Origin of the sequence: Cobetia crustatorum (genome assembly GCF_000591415.1) — a bacterium.
Lineage (GTDB): Bacteria > Pseudomonadota > Gammaproteobacteria > Pseudomonadales > Halomonadaceae > Cobetia > Cobetia crustatorum.
On sequence record NZ_JEMF01000058.1, the window covers coordinates 1 to 19,911 of the forward strand.

The 19,911-nt window shown below is 59.6% G+C and carries 16 protein-coding genes and 1 pseudogene; 12 read left to right on the forward strand and 5 right to left on the reverse strand.

Annotation, left to right across the window (positions count from 1 at the left end; all coding sequences use genetic code 11):
- Both BF12_RS0112430 and BF12_RS0112435 read right to left on the reverse strand, forming a co-directional pair.
- A partial coding sequence (locus tag BF12_RS0112430) for a dicarboxylate/amino acid:cation symporter (protein WP_024952556.1) occupies positions 1-471 on the reverse strand: 471 nt, incomplete at its 3' end.
- Between the two features lie 312 nt (positions 472-783).
- A complete protein-coding gene (locus BF12_RS0112435) occupies positions 784-2,427 on the reverse strand; it encodes an electron transfer flavoprotein-ubiquinone oxidoreductase (protein ID WP_024952557.1) in 1,644 nt (547 codons plus the stop codon).
- 726 nt (positions 2,428-3,153) lie between these two features.
- On the opposite strand from BF12_RS0112435, the gene BF12_RS0112440 reads away from it, so the two are divergent.
- The 8 genes from BF12_RS0112440 (at position 3,154) to BF12_RS19965 (ending at position 10,791) form a co-directional block, all read left to right on the forward strand.
- Positions 3,154-3,906, forward strand: coding sequence for an electron transfer flavoprotein subunit beta/FixA family protein (locus tag BF12_RS0112440; protein ID WP_024952558.1), 753 nt, complete (start codon positions 3,154-3,156; stop codon positions 3,904-3,906).
- Positions 3,903-4,829, forward strand: coding sequence for an electron transfer flavoprotein subunit alpha/FixB family protein (locus BF12_RS0112445; RefSeq protein WP_024952559.1), 927 nt, complete (start codon positions 3,903-3,905; stop codon positions 4,827-4,829). Before BF12_RS0112440 ends, BF12_RS0112445 begins: the two co-directional genes overlap by 4 nt.
- 321 nt (positions 4,830-5,150) lie before the next feature.
- Positions 5,151-6,008: a DUF3450 domain-containing protein gene (locus tag BF12_RS0112450; protein WP_024952560.1), complete on the forward strand. Its 858-nt coding sequence runs from the start codon at positions 5,151-5,153 to the stop codon at positions 6,006-6,008.
- Positions 6,008-7,345 (forward strand): MotA/TolQ/ExbB proton channel family protein, encoded by a 1,338-nt coding sequence (locus BF12_RS19960; protein WP_248623702.1) that lies wholly within the window; start codon positions 6,008-6,010, stop codon positions 7,343-7,345. The genes BF12_RS0112450 and BF12_RS19960 overlap by 1 nt, the downstream gene beginning before the upstream one ends.
- A gap of 111 nt (positions 7,346-7,456) precedes the next feature.
- On the forward strand, positions 7,457-8,107 hold the full coding sequence (locus tag BF12_RS0112460; RefSeq protein WP_024952561.1) for a MotA/TolQ/ExbB proton channel family protein: 651 nt from the start codon (positions 7,457-7,459) through the stop codon (positions 8,105-8,107).
- On the forward strand, positions 8,100-8,498 hold the full coding sequence (locus BF12_RS0112465) for an ExbD/TolR family protein (protein ID WP_024952562.1): 399 nt from the start codon (positions 8,100-8,102) through the stop codon (positions 8,496-8,498). Before BF12_RS0112460 ends, BF12_RS0112465 begins: the two co-directional genes overlap by 8 nt.
- A 1-nt stretch (position 8,499) precedes the next feature.
- Entirely contained in the window at positions 8,500-9,303 is an 804-nt protein-coding gene (locus tag BF12_RS0112470; RefSeq protein ID WP_024952563.1) for an energy transducer TonB, read from the forward strand.
- Between the two features lie 237 nt (positions 9,304-9,540).
- Positions 9,541-10,791: a tetratricopeptide repeat protein gene (locus BF12_RS19965; protein ID WP_144726333.1), complete on the forward strand. Its 1,251-nt coding sequence runs from the start codon at positions 9,541-9,543 to the stop codon at positions 10,789-10,791.
- Between the two features lie 165 nt (positions 10,792-10,956).
- On the opposite strand, the gene xthA is transcribed toward BF12_RS19965, so the two are convergent.
- Positions 10,957-11,772 carry an exodeoxyribonuclease III gene (xthA, locus tag BF12_RS0112480; protein ID WP_024952565.1) on the reverse strand — a complete coding sequence of 272 codons (816 nt, stop codon included), beginning with the start codon at positions 11,770-11,772 and terminating at the stop codon, positions 10,957-10,959.
- Positions 11,772-12,038 carry a hypothetical protein gene (locus tag BF12_RS0112485; protein ID WP_024952566.1) on the reverse strand — a complete coding sequence of 89 codons (267 nt, stop codon included), beginning with the start codon at positions 12,036-12,038 and terminating at the stop codon, positions 11,772-11,774. The genes xthA and BF12_RS0112485 overlap by 1 nt, the downstream gene beginning before the upstream one ends.
- Before the next feature lie 826 nt (positions 12,039-12,864).
- On the opposite strand from BF12_RS0112485, the gene BF12_RS0112490 reads away from it, so the two are divergent.
- Both BF12_RS0112490 and dinG read left to right on the forward strand, forming a co-directional pair.
- Positions 12,865-14,178, forward strand: a complete 1,314-nt coding sequence (locus BF12_RS0112490; RefSeq protein ID WP_024952567.1) for a DEAD/DEAH box helicase — start codon at positions 12,865-12,867, stop codon at positions 14,176-14,178.
- Positions 14,179-14,339: 161 nt separating this feature from the next.
- Complete coding sequence (gene dinG / locus BF12_RS0112495; RefSeq protein WP_024952568.1) at positions 14,340-16,478, forward strand: ATP-dependent DNA helicase DinG; 2,139 nt, start codon at positions 14,340-14,342, stop codon at positions 16,476-16,478.
- Between the two features lie 130 nt (positions 16,479-16,608).
- Here the strand turns inward: dinG and BF12_RS0112500 are convergent, their stop codons facing one another.
- The gene (locus BF12_RS0112500) at positions 16,609-17,700 is read right to left on the reverse strand and encodes a 3-deoxy-7-phosphoheptulonate synthase (protein ID WP_024952569.1); all 1,092 of its coding nucleotides are present in this window, start codon (positions 17,698-17,700) and stop codon (positions 16,609-16,611) included.
- A 530-nt stretch (positions 17,701-18,230) separates the two neighbouring features.
- On the opposite strand from BF12_RS0112500, the pseudogene rpoE reads away from it, so the two are divergent.
- Positions 18,231-18,832: pseudogene (gene rpoE, locus BF12_RS19970) on the forward strand (RNA polymerase sigma factor RpoE).
- Between the two features lie 322 nt (positions 18,833-19,154).
- Positions 19,155-19,892: a sigma-E factor negative regulatory protein gene (locus BF12_RS21225; protein WP_084488101.1), complete on the forward strand. Its 738-nt coding sequence runs from the start codon at positions 19,155-19,157 to the stop codon at positions 19,890-19,892.
- The last annotated feature ends 19 nt before the right edge of the window (positions 19,893-19,911 follow it).

A 19,911-nucleotide genomic window follows, 5' to 3' on the forward strand; every position in this document is an offset into this window, starting at 1 on the left:
GGCCGCGGCAAAGATGACCTGCAATAACCCGCCTCCGCCAAGCGCAGTGAACGGATTATTGGGCACCAGACCTACCAGCCACTGGCTGAGGCTATCGGCATTGCGTCCTTCAGGGGCTTGATTTACCAGACTCTCGGCGCCGCTACCCGGGCTAAGCCAGTAAGCCACCAGCATGCCCAATGTCAGTGCCACGGCGCTTGTCACCACGTAGCTGCCTAGCAGACGGCCCGCTCGGCGGCCAACATCAGCGCCACCCTCGCGGTTGGTCAAGCTCATGATCAATGCGCCGAAGACCATCGGCACCACCACAAATTGCAGTAGACGCAGGAATATCTGCCCGACCGGTGTCAGCACATTGGTGTCCAGCCACGCCACACTGCCTTCAGGCAGGGCGTTGGCACCGGTATTCAGGGCAAGGCCACTGACGATACCCAGTACCAGGGCAAGCAGAATCTGGCGAGTGACGGACATGAGTGCTCCGATGGCAGTCGATGAAGTAGAGAAAGTCGTGTCAGCGCGATCAAACGTTATTCGACAGGGAGCGCTAATGTGCTACCGAGTGACGGTTATATCAATGATGCATGTAAGATCTTTTTAGAATATATCGAGAAGCTGCCTGCTAGCGGTCAGCATAAGTCTGGTCCGTCGACTGGCATACTGATAGAGACGACAACGCCGCCACGCGATTAGCGTGGCGGCGTTGTTTATACGGGCAATGATCTCAGCGGCTGGCCTCTCATGCAGGCCACTGGATCAGATCATGGCAGCAGGTGCGCCGTGGCCTCACATGTTCGGATAGTTTGGTCCGCCGCCACCCTCGGGAGCGACCCAGGTGATGTTTTGTGCCGGGTCCTTGATGTCACAGGTCTTGCAGTGCACGCAGTTTTGGAAGTTGATCTGGAACTGCGGCTCACCGGCTTCCTCGATGATCTCGTAGACACCGGCCGGGCAGTAGCGCTGGGCGGGCTCGGCGAAGCGCGGCAGGTTGTCTCGCACCGGCAGCGCCGGGTCGGCCAGGCGCAGGTGACACGGCTGGTCTTCCTCGTGATTGGTGTTGGAGAGGAACACTGAAGACAACTTGTCAAACGACAGCTTGCCATCCGGCTTGGGGTATTCGATCTTCGTGCACTCATCCGCCGGTCGCATGCGCGCATAGTCAGGCGTGGTGTCATGCAGCGTCGGCAGACGGCCGCCACTGAGTTGATCGAGGAAGTTGTAGGCACCGCCGAGGAGGGTGCCGTACTTGTGCATCGCGGGGCCAAAACTGCGTGAGGCTTCCAGTTCCTCATAGGCCCAGCTGTCCTTGAAGCGCTTGCCGAAGTCGACGAGGTTTTCACCGCCTTCATCGCCACCCTTGATGGCCGCGAACACGCTTTCCGCTGCCAGCATGCCGGACTTCATCGCGGTGTGCAGGCCCTTGATCTTGGCGAAGTTCAAGGTGCCGGCATCACAACCGATCAGCAGGCCGCCCGGGAAGCTCATCTTGGGCAGGCAGTTGAGGCCGCCCTTGGCAATGGCGCGAGCCCCGTAAGAGACACGCTTGCCGCCCGTCAGATGCTTGGCCAGCGTCGGATGCTGCTTCATGCGCTGGAATTCATCGAAGGGTGATAGCCACGGATTGTCGTAGGCGAGATCAACAATCAGTCCGACGACCACTTGCTGATTGTCAGTATGGTAGAGGAAGAAGCCGCCCTCGGCGTTACCTTTCAGCGGCCAGCCACTGCCATGCACTACCAGGCCCGGCTGGTGCAGCTCAGCGGGTACGTCCCACAATTCTTTCAGACCGATGCCGTAATGCTGGGCATCCGCGTCGCTATCCAGTGAGAAGCGCGAGATCAGTTGCTTGCCTAGATGGCCACGGCAGCCCTCCGCGAACAGGGTGTACTTGCCGCGTAGCTCCATGCCCGGCATATGGCCATCCTTCTCGCTGCCATCGGCGGCTACGCCCATGTCACCGACCACGATGCCGCGCACCGTGCCATCTTCGCCATGCAGCACTTCCTGGGCGGCGAAGCCCGGGAAAATCTCGACGCCCAGCTCCTCGGCCTGCTCACCCAGCCAGCGGGTCAGGTTGCCAGCACTGATGATGTAGTTGCCATCGTTGTGCATGGTCTTGGGCACCAGCGCATTGGGAATGACCTGTGCTTTCTGGTCATCTTTGAGCAGCACGACTTCATCACGGGTAACGGCGGTATGGAGGGGCGCACCACGCTCAGCCCAGTCAGGGAATAGCTCCGTCAATGCACGCGGCTCCATTACCGCGCCAGAGAGGATATGCGCACCGATTTCGGAGCCTTTCTCGACTACGCAGACCGTCATTTCATGCTCGGCTTCGTTGGCTTGTTGCATCAGTCGGCAGGCTGCTGCCAGGCCCGAGGGGCCTGCACCGACAATGACCACGTCGAAATCCATGAATTCGCGTTCCATGACCCGTCTCCTCAGTCTTGACGCCGCGAAGGCCCCGCGGATCTGGCGGGGCGGGCGTGTCACGTCCGGTCTTTGCCGGTCGTTGGGCTGTTGATATCCATCGTGCCGCGTCTAGTCAGGGGCGCAGGCTCGACAGAGAAAATAAGAGGCGCAGCAGCGGTGCGATCGGCAAAGACCCATGATGTCATCAGGCCGGTAGACGCTGCTATACGCGATGCAACCGCATAGCATGCCGCAACAGTAGCATTTAAAACGACCGTTTGTTTATTATGCTTGGGTCTGAGGTAATGCTCCGCCGGCTGAGTCTTTTGCATTGATAAAGACTCATCGCGCAATGGTAACCGTTTTTGATAGGTGGGACAGGCAAGTGATGTCGGCAGCAGAGGCGTGTGAGAGCTTCGTGATAATCGCGTCAGCGTTGCAAGAGTCAAGCTGGTAAGTTTCAGGTGTCAAGGGCGTTCGGGAGGCTGCTGGGTTTGACCCCAGCGGGCAATTCTGCGCAATATGCCCCCATGAGAATGACGATTTGCTGGCAAAATAGAGCCGGTTGTCAATGACTGGCAAGCAACGGTCAGCGAGTATCTGGGTCGTGAAGATGAAGCGTCACAACACGCGCTTGTCAGCACGACCTATTTTGGATGATATTCACCTATCAAACGCTTGCATGAATCGGGTGATGCTAGCCACGATGCAGGCTTCGCCCCATGAGAGATCAGCGAGGACACCATGAAAGTACTCGTCGCGGTGAAACGCGTCATCGATTACAACGTCAAGATTCGCGTCAAGGCAGATCAGTCTGACGTCGACCTGACTAACGTCAAGATGGCCATGAACCCCTTCTGCGAAATTGCAGTGGAAGAAGCGGTTCGCTTGAAGGAAAAAGGCGTGGCGACGGAAGTCATTGCCGTCAGCATTGGTCCGAAGGCCTCTCAGGAGCAGCTGCGTACCGCGCTGGCACTGGGGGCTGATCGTGCCATTCAGGTACTGACAGATGATCCCGTCGATTCTCTGGCGGTTGCCAAGCTGTTGGCCAAGGTCGTTGAGGAAGAGCAGCCCGGGTTGGTGATTCTCGGCAAGCAGTCCATCGATGCCGACAATAATCAGACTGGGCAGATGCTCGCAGCGTTGACCGGCATGGGGCAGGGAACCTTCGCCTCCGAAGTCGTGGTGGATGGTGAAAGCGTCAATGTCACGCGTGAGATCGATGGCGGTCTGCAAACCGTCAAGCTGAGCCTGCCGGCAGTGGTCACCACTGACTTGCGCCTCAACGAGCCGCGTTACGCCAAGCTTCCAGACATCATGAAGGCCAAGAAGAAGCCGCTGGACGTCAAGACACCGGAAGAGCTGGGTGTCTCCACGGCGTCCAAGGTCACGCTGGTCAAGGTGGCACCGCCGGCTGAGCGTCAGGGCGGCATCAAGGTCGGCTCCGTCGATGAGCTGGTAGATAAACTCAAGAACGAAGCAAAGGTGATCTCATGAGCATTCTCGTCATTGCCGATCATCACGATGGTCAGCTGACCGGCACCACTGCCAATGTGGTCGCGGCGGCAACGGCCATCGGCGGTGACATTGATGTGCTGGTCGCGGGTGAGGGCGTTGCTGGTGTTGCTGAACAGGCGGCGACGCTGGCCGGCGTCACGCGTGTGCGTGTGGCCGACAATGCCGTTTACGCCCACCAGCTGGCCGAGAATATCTCGGCGTTGGTCGTGGCGCTGGTCGGTGACTACAGTCATGTGCTGTCGGGCGCCTCCACCACTGCCAAGAACTTCATGCCGCGCGTCGCTGCCCTGAAGGACGTGGCGCAGATTTCCGAGATCATCGCGGTAGAGAGCGCGGACACCTTCCGTCGCCCGATCTACGCCGGCAACGCCATCGCGACCGTCAAGAGTGATGATGTGCTCAAGGTCATCACTGTGCGCGCGACAGGTTTCGATCCGGTCGCACGTGACGGGCAGGCCGCCATTGAAGCGGTTGATGTTGTCGAAAATGCCGGTGTCTCCAGCTTCGTCAACGAGACTCTGGCCGAAAGCGAACGTCCTGAGCTGGGCGCCGCCAAGGTCGTCATCTCCGGCGGTCGTGGCATGGGTAACGGTGAGAACTTCGCGCTGTTGGATGGAATCGCTGACAAGCTGGGCGCCGCGATTGGTGCTTCACGTGCTGCGGTCGATGCCGGCTTCGTACCCAACGACATGCAGGTGGGTCAGACGGGCAAGATCGTCGCGCCGGACCTCTACATTGCCGTCGGCATCTCCGGGGCGATCCAGCATCTGGCAGGCATGAAGGACTCCAAGGTCATCGTGGCGATCAACAAGGACGAAGATGCACCGATCTTCCAGGTGGCGGATTACGGCCTGGTCGGTGATCTCTTCGAGGTACTGCCACAGCTTGAAGCCAAGCTGTAATGTCAGCGGCTGATGTCGAGGGCTGAGATTCGAACGCTGATGCATGATGAGTGCTCGACAGGTACCTGATGAATCAACAACGCGACCCGCTTTGGCGGGTCGCGTTTTTTTTTGTTCGCAAGGCGCTCAGGATGATGTGAATCAGAGATCGATCAATTGATAATTGTTCTTGTTTGTAATACCGTCCGTGATAGTGATTTGCATTCCTACTCGGGAGTCGCACCACTCCTGATCCGCCACTCTGCTTGATGGAGGGCTGGCCGAGAGTGGTTTTCTCGATTCCCGAGGGTGCTTACTTGTCTTGTTTTTCAGGAGATGTCCGTGCGGCTTTCGCGTTCCCTTCTTCCCCGCCCGGCACATGCGTTGGCGCGCCTGTTGCCAGCGCTGGTGCTGATGGTGCCTCTGGCACCTGCCGCCCATGCCGATGACCTGCGCAGTAGTGCAGCCCAGCATCAGCAGACCCAGGACGAACTCCAGTCACGTATCGATGCTGCCGACGACGAGACCCGTGCGCTGCTGGTTCGGCTGCGTGAAGCGCAGCAGGAAGCCTCGCGTCTTGAAAGCTATACCGCTGAGGTCAAGCCGCTGAACGCTGATCGTGCAGCGCGTATCGAGCGCCAGCGCACGGCCTTGACCAATCTTGATGCCACGCGTGAAGCACTACCGGGCTTGCTACGGCAGCAGGTCGACGAGCTGCAGGCCTTCATCGAGCAGGACCTGCCGTTTCTCAAGGAGGAGCGCCTGGCGCGTGTCGAGCGGCTGCGCGATAACCTCTCCAACGCCAGCCTGAGCAACGATGAGCGTCTCGATCAGCTGCTCAATGCCTGGAAGCTCGAGCTGAGCTATGGCCAGGGGCTGGATACCTGGCGGGATGGCTTGATCGGCGCTGAGGATACCGAGGTGCAATACCTGCGTGTCGGTCGGGTCGGGCTTTATTATCTGGCGATGGATGGCCAGCACGGTGGCGCCTGGAAGACTGCGACGGGTAGTTGGCAGGTGCTGGACGACTCGGCACTGGCGGAATTGCGCTTGGGTATCAGCATGGCGCGCGATCAGCAGGCCCCGAATCTGGTCACACTGCCGCTGTCTGTACCGGTAGAGAGTGTTGAGCTCGAACAAGCTGGCAATACTTCATCAGCTGTTACCGCTTCCCCCCGTTCCGAGCAGGAGTCCAGCTGATGTTGACGACAGCAAAGGCAACATTGGCCCCCTTGCAGCGACTGCTACTGGCAGCTGGCCTACTGGGCGCGTTATCCATGGCGGCGCTGCCGGCTTATGCCGTGACAGGCACTACTGATCAGCCTTTGAGCGTAGAGCAGTTCGAGCAGGCGGCGGGTCAGGCGGAAGGGCGCGACCAGCAACGTCTTGGGACGCTGTTGGAAGACAGCGCGGCGCTGAAAGCAGCGGTGACTAAAGCAGAAGCACAACGTGACACGCTGCGTGAGGCGCGCCAGCAGTTGGAGGCCGACGCTACGCAGCAGCAGGCAGTGCTCAAGACATTGGATCGCGAGCGTGAAGCGAAACAGGGCGATCTCGGCCAGGTCTTCAAGATTGCGCGCAAACACGCCCGCGAAACACGTGAAGCGCTGGCGGGTAACTGGTTGCTGGTCGGTGGGCAAGCTCAGCTGCCGGACCTTGGCCCGCGTGATGAAGTGCCGGGGCGCGAGCGCTTGGCTGCGCTGACGGCCGACATGAGCAGCATCGCACGTGAAAGTGGCCGTGCGCTGCGCTTCAATGCAGCGTTGGCGGGCACCGATGGCAGCATCAAACCGCGCGAGATCGTGCGTGTCGGTGAGCAGATGGCCTTTAGCGGTGATCATCTGCTGGCACCGTTATCTGAAGACAAGGCGGTAGATGTCGAGAGCGCACTCAAGGGACTTGGGCTGACAGCCAAGACGCCGTCGATGGTGCGTGATCAACTGGCCGCCTTCAACGCAGGTGACAGTGATCGACTGAGCTTTGATCCGACCGGCGGTGATGTCACCCAGGCATTGGCACGTGCGCCGGGTTTGGTTGAGCGTCTCAAGCAGGGCGGGGCAGTCGGTTATGTCATCGTCGGGCTTGGCGTGCTGGGGTTGATCATCGCGCTGATTCAGCTGATACGTCTTGCGCTCACACGCCGTGCCGTCAAGCGTCAGGAGGCCAATCTTGCCATCTTGCGCGACGATAACCCGCTGGGGCGTGTGCTGCAGCGATTCGAAGGCATGCGCCACGATCACGAGCCGGGAGCACTCGAAGCGCGTCTCGATGAGGCGCTACTGGCGGAACAGCCGAAGCTTGAGCGAGGCCAGGCATTGGTCAAGCTGCTGGCGGCCATCGCTCCGTTGCTTGGTCTGCTGGGCACCGTGACCGGCATGATCGGCACCTTCCAGTCGATTACCGTATTCGGTACAGGTGATCCGAAGCTGATGGCGGGCGGTATCTCCCAAGCGTTGGTGACGACCGTGCTGGGTCTGGTGACGGCCGTGCCGTTGCTGTTTGCCCAGACAGGGCTCTCAAGCCTGTCAAAAGGCTGATGGGGCGTCTGGAAGGTCGCACCAGTGCGAAGCTTGCAGATCACCTGGAGCGCCGTGCACCGAGTGTGACTGTCGAATCCACTGGCAGTGTGCACAAGCGAGCTGCCGAGCATGCCTGATTTGCTGGCATCGCCATCGTTGCTGGCGGGTGTGCTGTCGCCGATCATGCGGCTAGTGGACAGCGGTGGGCCGCTGATCGTGGTCATCTGCCTGATTGCCATGCTGTTGTTCGGGCTGGCGTTGGAGCGCGGTCTGTATTGGCAGCTGGTGCATCGTCCGGCGCGCCAGCAGCTGATTCATGACTGGGTCGCCCGCACGGAGCATCACAGCTGGTCGGCACTCACGCATCGTGAGGTGCTGACACGCGCGCTGTTGTCACGGCTGCGGGCCCCGCTGCCGTGGCTCAAGCTACTGGTGATGATCTGCCCGCTGGCCGGTTTGCTGGGCACCGTGACCGGCATGATTCATGTATTTGATTCGCTGGCGATCGCCGGTACTGGTCAGGCTCGTGCCATGGCCGACGGTGTGGCCCGCGCGACACTCCCCACGCTCGCAGGCATGGCGGTGGCTGTCGTCGGGTTGTTGTTCGTGACGCGCTTCGAGCGTGTCGTGCGTCGCGAAGACCAACGTCTGCACGACCGCCTTGCGCGTGCTGTTGATGATGCCCGTTCTGGCGAATCTCCCACTCGTGAGCCCCAGCCTGCTGCCCATCGCGCGGCTGGCTCCGTTTCCTCTGATACAAGCGAGCCCCCACATGCGTAGACGTCGCATGGATACTGCCGAAGACAGCGGCGAGATCAACCTGACGCCGATGCTGGATGTCGTGTTCATCATGTTGATCTTCTTTATCGTCACGACCAGTTTCGTCAAGGAATCCGGAGTCGAGATACAGCGCCCTGAAGCATCACATGCCACAGCACGGCCGGATGCTGCCGTCATGGTCGCCATCACTGCTGAAGGCGCTGTCTGGGTCGATGGCACGCCTGTCGATGCACATCGCGTGGGGGATGCAGTCGCAGACCTCGCTGATGGTCAGCCTGTCGTGATTCAGGCCGATAGCCGCTCGCGCACCGGGCTTTTGATCGAGACCATGGATGCCCTGCGTAGCGCCGGCGTCCAGGACATTGCGGTTGCCGCATCAAAAGGCGAATGAGATGACGCGACGCCTGTATGCCAATCGTCTGGTGGGCTTGATCGGTGGTGCCGTGCTGGCACTGGCGCTGTTCTATGCACTGGCACTGCTGGTGGCGCCGCCGGTCAATGACGCGCCGCCGCCGGAGCCGTTGTCAGTCTCGACGGTTGAGGCACCTGAGGAGGCGCCGACGACGGATGCCAGCGCCAGTGAGGCGTTACCGACACCGCCGTCACCCCCGCCTCCGCCGCCGAAGGCTGCTCCGATGCCCGCCCCGACGGCGCAGAGCCCGATTGCGATTCCTGACGTCAAGACACCGCTTCCCCCGACGCCAGAGCTGACACTGGATGACAGCCTGCCGCCGCTGGACGTCGAGCGCCCGCCAGAGCCCAAACCCAAGCCAAAGCCGACACCCAAGCCGACACCCAAGCCGGCGCCCAAGGCGAAATCAGAGCCCAAAGCGGTGGCAAAGTCTTCGAGCGCGTCGTCCTCAAGCGCCAACTCGTCTTCTGCCAAGTCGTCGCAGTCCGCAGCCAAGCCTTCCAAGGCGGCACCGGCGGCGCAGGGTGGTTCACCGCGCCCGACAGTGCGCACGGCACCGGAATATCCGAGTCGCGCACGTCGACGCGGCATCGAAGGCTTCGTGGAAGTCGCCTTCGTGATTCGTCCTGATGGACATGTCGATGGCAACTCTCTCAAGGTCGTGCGGGCTGAGCCTTCGGGTACCTTTGATCGCGCAGCGCTCAAGGCCATTGCGCGCTGGGAGTTCCCGACCTCGGGTTCTGCTCGCCAGGCACGACAACGGCTTGAGTTCCAGTTGCGTTGATGCAACCCATGCGAACCATCAGTGGTGTCTCTTGTTCATGTCGCCTTGACAGGATGTGGTGTAGAACATGACAAGGCAGGCATGAAGCCTGAGACGCAGAAAGCAAAGGATATCTGCATGATGTCGAAGCAAGAACGAGGACGAAAGCGCACGTCACGTGCGGGGTCATCATCGACTGAATCCTCACTCGTGGAGCCATTCACGGATGAGCTGTCGCAGCCTGTCGCGGGAAATGTCATGAACCGGTTACTGGTGCGTGTTCGGCGCGGCGGGCGACGCCTGATGCGTCTGACGCTGGTCTCCACCTGCTTGATGCTGGTGATGGAAGTCAGTGGCGTGACGACGGCCAGTGCGGCCATGCGAGTCTCTGCTGAGGTCGCCGGACAGTTGCGTACCTTGCAGTCGCGGTTGGACGAAGGCGATTACGATGAGGTCAGTGAGCGTGCCGAACGTGAGGCGAAACGTCAGCGTGGTGAGGTGCGCGCCCTGTATCTGTCCTTGGCCGCCAGCGCGCGAGCGCGACAAGGTGACCAAGCACAGGCGGCACGTCTTTACGGCGAAGCACGCCGCTTGCCGGGTGTTGATGCCAAGCAGGCCCGGGAGTGGTTGCGCCGTGAGGCGATGCTGCGCCTGCGTGCCGGTGAACAGGAAAGTGGTACGGCGCGTCTGGCGGAATACCTTCACGGCGGCTCGGCCAGTGCTGATGATCTGTGGCTGGCCGTGAGTCTTGAGGCGAATCGTGGTCAGTGGGCGCGCGCTGAGGACTGGCTAGAACGCGCCAGCAAGGCGAGTGCGCCGTCAGGCGATCGAGTGAAGCTGGCAGTGAGTATCTATCAGCAGACAGGGCGACATGCCGCGGCGGTCGCTCTCGTTGAGCAGACGCTGACTGAGAAAGGTCAGGCTGGCTCGCAGAATCTCGAGGATTGGCAGCATGCAGTAGCGCTGTATCAACGACTCAGTCAACACACGCGCGCCGCCAGTACCTGGGAGGCCGCATGGGCAGCTGGTGTTGCCAGGGGGCGCGAGGCTTATCAGCAGCGGATTGACCTGCAGTTGGCTGCTGGTGCGCCAGCGCGTGCAGCAGAGTTGATTGAGGCCGGGCTTGCCAAGGCGGCCGGCCATGCGGGTCGGCCGCTACTGGATGACACGCCGGCGCTGCGTCGGCAGTTGGCGCAGGCCTGGACGGCCGCTCGCGATATCGATCACTCTCTGGCGGCCTGGGCCACGGTGTCTGAACAGAGCGGGGCACTTGAAGATGCGCGTCAACGCGCTGAACTGGCGTATGACTGGGGCCGTTGGGATGTCGCAAGCGAGGCGCTGGCCAGCGCCGGTGAGCGTGGCGATGATTCGGCCCGCCATTGGCTGCTGTCAGGTATCGTCGCCAATCAGCTTGAGCAGTTCGATCCGGCACGCGATGCCTTCAAGAAGGCGCAAGAGCGTGGGGCCGAGGGGGCTGACGCCTGGCTGAAGTCTGTTGCACAGCGTTAAGTTTCAACAATGACCTCGGCAAGTATTGCCGCATGTGATGTAGTGACAAATAGCAGAAACGACAATGCCGCTTTCCCTTATCGTCAGTTGACGAGGGGAAGGCGGCATTGTCGTTTAGGCCATTGCTCGGCTGATGACAGTTTGCTAGTGCCTGGCACCAGAAGCTCAGGCGCCGATATCTGTCCATACCGGTGCGTGATCTGATGGTTTTTCCATACCACGCAAGGCGTAGTCGACACCGGAATTCTTGATCAGCGGGGTCAGGCCCGGGCTGGTCATGATCAGGTCGATGCGCAGGCCGCGCTTCGGCTCCCGCTCGAAGGCGCGGGAGCGATAGTCGAACCAGCTGAACTGGTCGTCGACCTCCGGGTGCACATGACGGAAGCTGTCGGTCAGCCCCCAGGCATAGAGGCGATCCATCCACTCACGCTCGATAGGCTGGAAGCTGGTCTTTCCATCGCGCAGCCAGCGCTTGCGATTGGGTTCGCCGATGCCAATATCACGGTCGCTGGCCGAGATGTTGTAATCGCCCATCACCACCACGTGTTGGTCTGGGGTGTGGTCTTCTTCCAGCAGGCGGAACAGCTGCTGATAGAAGTGCGCCTTGTAGGGAAACTTCACCGGGTGCTCGATATTCTCACCTTGGGGGAAGTAGCCGTTATAGACGATCAATGGCTTGCCATCCGGGCCGTCTATCTCGACGCCGATCATGCGTTTCTGAGCGTCGTCTGCGTCATCAGGCATGCCGTAATGTACTTTCTTTGGCACCTGACGTGTCAGCATGGCAACACCGTAGTGGCCTTTCTGGCCGTGCCAGACAACGTGATAGCCTAGCGCCTCAATGTGCGCATGTGGAAATTCGCTATCTTGTACCTTGGTTTCCTGCAGGCCAATGACCTCGGGCTCATGCGTCTCGATCAGCGCTTCAAGCTGATGCGGACGTGCGCGAATGCCATTGATGTTGAAGGAGATCAGGCGCATTACTGCTCGCCTCCGCCATCATCTTTCGAACTGCTGTCCTCTGCTGCGGGAGCGCCAGGGTGTAGCGGTAGCAACGGAGCGGCCTTCATGCGTTCCAGCTTGGCAGCAGCCTGAGTCTTGCGCTGCTCCTTCTTCTTGGAAACGTAACGCGGGCCAGAATGTACCTGGTCCGGATTCTCGGCGCGCCACTTCTTGAAATCCTTGCGACGGCCGGTGCGAATCTGCACCTTGTCGGCGATGGAGCGTGTCTTCTTTCTGCGTGTCATCTGCTGCTGTCCTGTTCGGTGTCGGCAGTCGCCAGCCTTGAGTCGCACGGCAAGGCCGCGGCACGCGGGCAACCGCATCAGTTGACGAGCATTCTATCAGCCTGCATGGGGCGCATGCCATGAGAGCCTGATGCCTATTCGCAGCCCTGGTAGGCGGGGTTGCATGACTGACGTGTCACCGCTCGAGATGCATGGGGCGCGGAGAGCGTATTCTGCTGGTACAATGTGACGGCGTTACCGTTGTTACCCGTGGGCGACGCTCGCGACTGGCAGCAGGATCCGGGGTCTTTCCTCAGGACGCGCCACCGTCGCAGTCGTTCCCTGCACCGTACTATCAGGCCGCCCTAGCGTGATGTGCCGTTGCACAGCATTGCCGGTTGCCCGTGAAGAAGACCATTCCACCGACACGCAGTATTGGCCGCCCTTGTGGCGACCCACGAGCCTGCTTGGCAGCGCTCCCCGGCGATGACATGTCCGAGGGGCGCGTGATCAGGCCCTCGTGGCTGACGTCCGCTTCGGACTCCTGTCGAATACTCGAACAGGAGAATTCCGGATGCGTGAATCCGTGCAAGACAGGTGAGAGCATCCGTGTATTTCTGCACCTGAGGCCTGCGTGGTCTCGGAGATGCCCGCGTCAGGCGGTGCCCGCAGAGATAGACGTGATGGCTCCCAGCTCGGCAAAGGCGCATGCAGGTCGTGATACCGGTTCATGAAGAGCCTTTATGACGCATCGGCATGACGAACCAGTCGGGTGTGGCCTGTTATAGCGGGATTCCGAGAGCGGCCCGAGCATGTCGCATACGAACCCTTGAAAAGAACGGATTACATGAGCGAGACGGATCAGACCCAGCCAGCCGCTGAGCAAACTCAGCCAGAGCCGCAGGACCCGAACCAGAAGCCAAGAAAGCCCAAGCGTCGTCGTCGCAAGCCGCGTCGCTCCCAGTCCAAGTGGAATCTCGACCAGTTCCAGGTAGCCCCAGTGGCTGACCAGTGGCGCTTCCACGATTTCGATCTGCCGTTGCCGTTGATGCGTGCGATCCAGAAAGCCGGCTTTGAATATTGCACTTCGATTCAAGCGCAGACCTTCGAAAAGGCGCTGTTGGGCGGTGATGTCGTCGGCCGCGCTCAGACAGGTAGCGGCAAGACGGCCGCCTTCTTGATCGCCACACTGGCCTATTTCCTTGAGGAAAAGGCGCCAGAAGGCCAGAAGCCGGGTGCTCCGCGTGCCGTGATCATCGCGCCGACGCGTGAGCTGGCGTTGCAGATCGAGAAGGACGCCAAGGCGTTCTCCGAATTTGCACGTATCTCCGTGGCCTGTGTCGTCGGTGGCATGGACTACCAGAAGCAGCGCGAGCGCCTCGAACGCAAGGTTGACCTGTTGGTCGCAACGCCAGGCCGTCTGCTCGACTTCCACACCAAGCGCGATGTCGATCTCTCCGAGACCGAAGTGCTGATACTGGACGAAGCGGACCGCATGTTGTCGATGGGCTTCATCCCTGACGTCAAGCGGATCATCCGCGCGACGCCGAAGCCGGAAGAGCGGCAGACATTGTTGTTCTCCGCTGAGCTATCATCCGACGTACTGGGACTGGCGGAGCAGTGGACGCACAAGGCTGCTCAGGTCGAGGTTGAGCACGAAGCTGCTTCCACCATTGCCGCGGGCGACAGCGACACCGTGCACGCTTACAGCGTCAGTGATGAAGACAAGCTTCGGCTGTTGATCAATCTCGTCAAACAGACCGAAATGGAACGTGTGGTTGTCTTCGGTAACACGCGAGAGCTGGTGCGTCGTATCGATGCGGGTCTGCGTGAGGCCGGTATCGAGGTCGGTCTGATGTCCGGCGCCGAGACTCAGGCGGCTCGTCTGGAAGCTCAGGATGCCTTCCGTAATGGCAAGCTTCAGGTGCTGGTGGTCAGTGATGTCGCGGGACGTGGTCTGCCGCTCGAAGATGCGACTCACGTCGTCAACTTCACGCTGCCGGAAGTGCCGGAAGACTATGTGCATCGTGCCAGCGGTAGCGATGTCACCCTGATCAACTTCATCGGTGAGGAAGATGTCTTCTCCCTGCCGGAAATCGAAGCGTACATTCAGGAAACATTGCCGCGTAAGGCACCGCCGCAAGGTCTGCTTCAGGTTTGAAGCTGTTTGGCAGGTTTGGTAAACGGCAAGCGTAGACAGTGAATGAAGCGGTGCTGCTTGGCAGTACCAGGCAATGCAAGACGCGGACAGCTTTGGCTGTCCGCCGTCTTGCGCTCGGGGTTACCCATCATGGGGCGGCCGGGGTGAAGGAGAGACACGCAATGCTGGAAGACAGTCTCAAGGGCGAGATTCAGACGGCCTACCGCAAGTTGCTTGAAGGACTTGAGCTGACGCCGCGTTATGGGCAGCGCCTGATGATTGCCGAGATCGCACGTACGCTGGGTAATATCGAGCAGAATGCGGAAGGCTATCGCCTCGGCAATGAGCACGTGTGCGTGTTGGAGGCCGGTACTGGTACTGGCAAGACACTGGCCTATCTGCTCTCGGCACTGCCGGTCGCCAAGGCGCGCGGCAAGCGATTGGTTATCTCTACCGCCACCATCGCGCTGCAAGAGCAGGTCATGCATCAGGACTTGCCGTCGCTCAAGAAGCATTCGGGACTCAGCTTCGACTTTGCGCTCGCCAAGGGACGCCGTCGTTATCTGTGTGTGCAGAAGTTGGATCAGGTGTTGGAGGGGGTAGAAGACAACCCCACAATGGCCCTGTTCGAGCGCGACATGATCGCAAGCGATGGCGGGGGCTTTGTCGAGCTCGCCGGCAAGATGGCTGAGGATTATGCCAGCGGCGAGTGGGCGGGAGATCGCGATAGCTGGCCGCTGGAAGTCGAAGACCGCGACTGGGCACGCCTGACTACGGACCACCGTCAGTGCACCAATCGTCGTTGTAGCCACTTCTCGGCCTGTGCCTTCTTCCGTGCGCGCCGTCAGTTGGAGCAGGCGGATGTCATCGTGGCGAACCATGATCTGGTACTGGCTGACCTGTCACTGGGTGGTGGATTGGTACTGCCGTCGCCGAGCGATTGCATCTATGTCTTTGATGAAGCGCATCACCTGCCAGACAAGGCGCTGAATCACTTTCATCACCGTACCCCGATCAACCAGACGTTGCGCTGGCTGGGTAACCTCAAGAAGTCGCTGACAGAGCTCAATGCTGCGCTGGGGAGTCAGCCGACGATTGGTCGCTTGCTGGCACGCATGCCAGAGCTGCTGGCTGATATCGAGCCGCGTCTCGGTGAGGTATTCGCGCTGGGTCATCAGTTGGCCGATCTTCCCAATGGCGCAGGTGATGATGCAACCAATCATCGTTTCGAGCGTGGCCAGGCGCCTGAAGCACTCAAGGAAGTGGGGCATAACCTGCTCAAGGGCTTTGCCGAGCTGTCACGAGCACTGGAGCAGATTGCCGATATTCTGCGTGAGAGCCTCGATCCCGAGAAGGCGACGGGGCTGCCGAAAGAAAACGCCGAGGACTGGTTGCCACTGGTGGCCTTGCTGCATGGGCGTGCACTGGAAGCGCATGCCCTGTGGGAGGCGATTGGTATCAGTGATCCAGTGGATAATCCGCCGCAGGCGCGTTGGCTGACATTTGAGCGCTTCAATGGCGAGCCGGAAATGACGGTGTCGGCTAGCCCTGTGTCGGCTGCTGAGACGTTGGCGCGTCACCTGTGGGGAGCGTGTTTCGGTGCGGTGTTGACCTCGGCGACGCTGACGGCACTCAATCGCTTTGAGCGCTTGCAGGAGCAGGCAGGTCTCGCCAATCGCTATCGCTATCAGCGCTTGCCCAGCCCCTTTGATTACAGCAAGGCGGTGTTGTCGATACCGCGAGAAGCGGTCGAGCCAAGCCCGCCCGGTCCGCATGAGAAGGCGATCGTCGACTTTGTCAACGCGCTTGATGTGCGTGAAGCTGTGCTGGTGTTGTTCAGCTCGCGCAAGCAGCTGGCGGCGGTCAGCAAGGAAATGGATGCCCAGACGCGCAAGCGTGTGCTGGCGCAGAGTCGTCTGCCCAAGCATGAGCTGCTCAGCCAGCATCGCAAGGCGGTGGATTCCGGTCAGGGCAGCATCATCTTCGGGTTGGCGAGCTTTGCCGAGGGCATCGATCTGCCGGGGAAGTATTTGACCCATGTGGTGATTACGCGGTTGCCCTTCGCGGTTCCCGATGACCCCGTCGGCGCGACACTGGCCGAGTGGATCGAGTCGCGTGGTGGCAATCCTTTCATGCACATTGCGGTACCGGATGTATCGATCAAACTGGTGCAGGCATGTGGGCGCTTGATTCGCAAGGAGGCTGATGTCGGCCGTATCACGATTCTGGATCGCCGCATCCTGACCAAGCGTTACGGGCGGCAGTTGATCGAGGCATTACCGCCTTTCGTGCGTGAGATTGATGGCGTGCGCCAAGGCTAGGAAGTGTCGGGTAGTGGTTATCAGGCTGTCGTGCTGCACACAGAAAAGCCCCGCCAGTTGGCGGGGCTTTTTGATGACAGAAAGCAGGCTCAGGGCACAGATTCAAGCATCTGGTGCCATGTGTCTGTCATCAGGCATCGGCAGCTTGTTCCAAGCGCGTGCGCAGCACGTCCTTGAGCTTGGCATCCATGGTTCTGAAGGTCGTCTCGGTCGTTGCCCAATCGATGCAGGCATCAGTGATGGAAATGCCGTATTCCATCTTGCTGCGGTCGGCGTTGATCTTCTGCGCGCCCCAGTTGATATGGGACTCAACCATCAGGCCCATGATGGAGCGGTTACCCTCGAGAATTTGCTGGGTGACGTTCTCCAGTACCAGTGGCTGTAGGCCCGGGTCCTTGTTGGAATTGGCGTGCGAGCAATCGATCATCAGGTTGGCGGTAGCGACGCCGGCCTTGGTCAGCTCCTGCTCGGCCAGTGCAACGCTGACGCTGTCGTAGTTAGGCTTGCCGTTACCACCTCGCAGCACGACATGACCATAAGCATTGCCGCGGGTACGGATGATCGCAACCTGACCAGCCTGATTGATGCCGAGGAAGTTGTGGCCGTGCGACACGGACTGCAGTGCGTTGACGGCGACATCCAGAGAGCCGTCGGTACCGTTCTTGAAGCCGACCGGACATGATAGGCCAGACGCCATCTCGCGGTGAGTCTGGGATTCGGTCGTACGCGCGCCGATGGCAGACCAGCTGATGCAATCTTGCATGTACTGCGGAGAAATTGGATCGAGTGCTTCGGTAGCCAGCGGCAGCCCCATCTCGGTCAGCTCGACCAGCAGGCCGCGCGCGATGTGCAGGCCTTCTTCTATTTCAAAGGAATCATTGAGGTGCGGATCGTTGATCAGCCCTTTCCAGCCGACGGTGGTACGTGGTTTCTCGAAGTAGACGCGCATCACGATATAGAGGCTATCTTTCACTTCCTCGGCCAGCACCTTGAGGCGGCGTGCGTAGTCACGCGCAGCGTCGAGATCATGGATGGAGCAGGGGCCGACGACGACCAGCAGGCGGGGGTCTTCACCGTCGAGAATGCGCTGAATGGTGCGGCGACCTTCGATGACGGTGGTTTCGGCCTTCTCGGTCAGCGGGATTTCCTGCTTGAGCGCCTGTGGGGTGATCAGTACATCCTGGGACAGGACGTTGAGGTTATTGACGTGTTGTTCTGACATGACAGTGTCCTGAGCGTTGTTCATCTGCAGTTGTGACCGCAGAAGCAGGCTGGCGTCTTGGCACCGGCCGTTAATGTGTTCACGGTGTATGAGTCCATGTTATCTGCTGCTTACCTGCTTGTCAGCGCCCTTTGCTTAATATTAATCACCTGTCAAGTGATTGGGTGTTGAGAAAGAGGGTTGAATGACAAGCCATACGACGGCGTGTAAAGAAATCGTTACGAATAAACGTGTCAGCGTCGCCAATTAAAGTCAGCATGTGCAACAACACGTAAAACCTGTCGCTTTGAGCGCAACGTGTCTTGCCGTACAAATGATAAACAGGAACACTGTGCGTTGATTTTGGTCGCGTAAGCGGGTCGCCGATAGTGTTTTGGCTGTCCGCTGATCTGCGTATCCAACAGCATAAACCTCAAAGGGGCCGGATAACGCATGCGCAAGTCGCAATTCCTATCAGGTACTGATGCCCCGGGGATTCCCGATGTGGAGTCCGCAAGCGGTGCCTCCACTCCCGCGGAGGGAGCGAGTGAATGAGTGTCAATGAAACAGATCAGCAGCTGGTCGAGCGTGCCCAGAAAGGGGATAACCGCGCCTTCGATCTACTGGTCAGGAAATATCAGCACAAGATTCTTGGTTTGATCAGCCGTTATGTTCACGATCATTCTGAAGTGCAGGATGTGGCTCAGGAAGCCTTTATCAAGGCCTATCGCGCGTTACCTAATTTTCGTGCGGAAAGTGCCTTCTATACCTGGATGTATCGTATTGCCATCAATACGGCCAAGAATCATCTGGTCTCGCGCGGCCGTCGTCCGCCGGGGACTGACATGGATATCGGCGATGCGAGATGATCGATCAGTCCGGGCGGCTCTCGGACATCGAGACGCCAGAAGCTGCCATGGCGCGTGATGAGCTTGAGAAGGTGGTTTTCGGCGCCATCGAAAAACTGCCGGAGGATTTACGCACAGCGATTACGCTGCGTGAATTCGATGGATTGTCCTATGAGGACATTGCTGAGGTCATGCAATGCCCGGTCGGCACCGTGCGTTCGCGTATCTTTCGCGCGCGCGAGGCGGTCGACAAGGCAATACAGGGGTTGGTTAGCCCTGCGTCAGTCGCAGCTGTCGCTGATTAGTGTTGTTGCTGATAAAAGTGGCAATTGACTGCTTTTGTGGCGGGCAAATATTGATGGTGAGTGGTGAGATATCGTTGCGATATTTTTTGTCGGTTATCTACGACATGAGTGTCAGTAAAAACAATGGCTTGGGTATTTTGTGGCTGAAAAGTGAATGTTTTCTGAACGCATGGTGGAACGATCCGTGCGGCACGTGATCATAGTGTGCAGATTGCCGGTTTATTCTGGCGGGCCGCCAACCGTCATGGTGAATGACGCCATTTGTTGTCAGGAGTGCAGGTTGAATCTTTTATCAGCCTGACGAGTGTGAGGGTATTTACGCATGAATCTGAAGACTACCGAATCCGTGAAAGAGTCGCTCTCCGCGCTAATGGATGCGGAGGGGGATGAGCTGGATCTGCGTCGTGTCCTCAAGGGACTCGATGAGTCTCCTGAGACTGCAGATACCTGGCGTCGTTATCATCTGGCGCGCAGTACCATGCACCGCGAACGCGAAAGCGTATTCACCATGGATATCGCAGCGGCGGTCAGTGCTGAAGTCGAGATGGTGTCTCGAGAAGCGCCGGCGGTCGAGCCGGTAGCAGAACGCCGCAGCCTATTCTCCTTCGCTGGGTCCGCAGCCATTGCCGCTGGCGTGGCCGTGATGGTGATCACTGGCGTGCAGGTCTTCAATGGCAGCGAAAGCGGTGTACCGACCAGCGTTACTGGCGGCGCAGAACTTGCCAGTGGTGTGCCAGGCACTCAGAGCGGCGGTAACTTGCGTCAAGTGAATCAATCATCGACAGCCACTGAGGCGCCTCAGTGGTCGTTGCCGGCAGCAGGTAATGGCCTGATGCAGGTAGGCGCGACGCCAATGAATACCAGGCCGATGTTCATGGCGCCTCAAGGCGAGAGCTATGGAGGTCAGAATACGTCTTCCAACGGTCTGTCTTCCAGTAACGTTGCGGCAGCGGATCTAGCCCAGCGCCGTCTGCTTGAAGCCTACCTGAGCAAGAACTCCACGCGTGGCCCAGTGCCGGAGCGTAGCGAGTGGATCAGTCTACAGGATGTCGCTCAGTAACGTATGACGCTGACAAAAA

What these genes read in the sequence shown, in the direction of transcription:
- BF12_RS21225 (WP_084488101.1), top strand. Translation starts at nt 19,155, where the DNA reads ATGAATCTGAAGACTACCGAATCCGTGAAAGAGTCGCTCTCCGCGCTA.
- BF12_RS0112465 (WP_024952562.1), top strand. Translation starts at nt 8,100, where the DNA reads ATGCGTAGACGTCGCATGGATACTGCCGAAGACAGCGGCGAGATCAAC.
- BF12_RS0112470 (WP_024952563.1), top strand. Translation starts at nt 8,500, where the DNA reads ATGACGCGACGCCTGTATGCCAATCGTCTGGTGGGCTTGATCGGTGGT.
- BF12_RS19960 (WP_248623702.1), top strand. Translation starts at nt 6,008, where the DNA reads ATGTTGACGACAGCAAAGGCAACATTGGCCCCCTTGCAGCGACTGCTA.
- BF12_RS19965 (WP_144726333.1), top strand. Translation starts at nt 9,541, where the DNA reads ATGAACCGGTTACTGGTGCGTGTTCGGCGCGGCGGGCGACGCCTGATG.
- BF12_RS0112435 (WP_024952557.1), bottom strand. Translation starts at nt 2,427, where the DNA reads ATGGAACGCGAATTCATGGATTTCGACGTGGTCATTGTCGGTGCAGGC.
- BF12_RS0112445 (WP_024952559.1), top strand. Translation starts at nt 3,903, where the DNA reads ATGAGCATTCTCGTCATTGCCGATCATCACGATGGTCAGCTGACCGGC.
- BF12_RS0112490 (WP_024952567.1), top strand. Translation starts at nt 12,865, where the DNA reads ATGAGCGAGACGGATCAGACCCAGCCAGCCGCTGAGCAAACTCAGCCA.
- BF12_RS0112485 (WP_024952566.1), bottom strand. Translation starts at nt 12,038, where the DNA reads ATGACACGCAGAAAGAAGACACGCTCCATCGCCGACAAGGTGCAGATT.
- dinG (WP_024952568.1), top strand. Translation starts at nt 14,340, where the DNA reads ATGCTGGAAGACAGTCTCAAGGGCGAGATTCAGACGGCCTACCGCAAG.
- BF12_RS0112460 (WP_024952561.1), top strand. Translation starts at nt 7,457, where the DNA reads ATGCCTGATTTGCTGGCATCGCCATCGTTGCTGGCGGGTGTGCTGTCG.
- BF12_RS0112440 (WP_024952558.1), top strand. Translation starts at nt 3,154, where the DNA reads ATGAAAGTACTCGTCGCGGTGAAACGCGTCATCGATTACAACGTCAAG.
- BF12_RS0112500 (WP_024952569.1), bottom strand. Translation starts at nt 17,700, where the DNA reads ATGTCAGAACAACACGTCAATAACCTCAACGTCCTGTCCCAGGATGTA.
- xthA (WP_024952565.1), bottom strand. Translation starts at nt 11,772, where the DNA reads ATGCGCCTGATCTCCTTCAACATCAATGGCATTCGCGCACGTCCGCAT.